Consider the following 518-nt stretch of genomic DNA (forward strand, 5'->3'; position numbering starts at 1 on the left):
CATTGCTGCGGTCAATCATGAGGACCAGCACCCAGTCGACACCGTCTTTATGCATGCCCTCAGGAGTGGGGCGCCCCTCAGCATCGGGTAGTGCTTCGATTCGGAATTGGTGGACTTCCGCATGCCATGTATTGGGGCGGCTCTCGGCCGGGGTTAGGTCATAAGCCAGAGATGCGATCGCCCGAATGGCAGCATGCATGGCGGGATGAGCCGTGACGTTCGGGGCGATGGGTTTGAACCAACGCTCAATGCCGCCATTGAGGACGTTATGGTCTCGGCTTTGATAATGGGGCTGGCGTGGTTTGGGGGTGATGTTGTCTTGGTCAACGGCAAATGTCGCATAACGCCGCCGACGGTAGCGCCCAGCATCGGCCATGTAACGATCAATACCGAGATGGTTCCAGCTTTCTGCAAAGCTGGTCCAATCTTGCAGGCCAAGCCCTTCAAGGGCGGGGCGCATAATGTGGTGCGGAACACGCGCGAACCCAGTTCGCTTCAGGTTGTCTTCAACATCTGGG

1 protein-coding gene is annotated in these 518 nt (G+C 57.9%); it reads right to left on the reverse strand.

Translation table 11 applies throughout. From position 1 onward, the window contains the following. On the reverse strand, window positions 1–518 hold a 518-nt coding region (locus NTH01S_RS11500; protein ID WP_157070979.1), incomplete at both ends, for a 2OG-Fe dioxygenase family protein.

Origin of the sequence: Neokomagataea thailandica NBRC 106555 (genome assembly GCF_001598495.1) — a bacterium.
Classification (GTDB): Bacteria; Pseudomonadota; Alphaproteobacteria; order Acetobacterales; family Acetobacteraceae; genus Gluconobacter; species Gluconobacter thailandicus_A.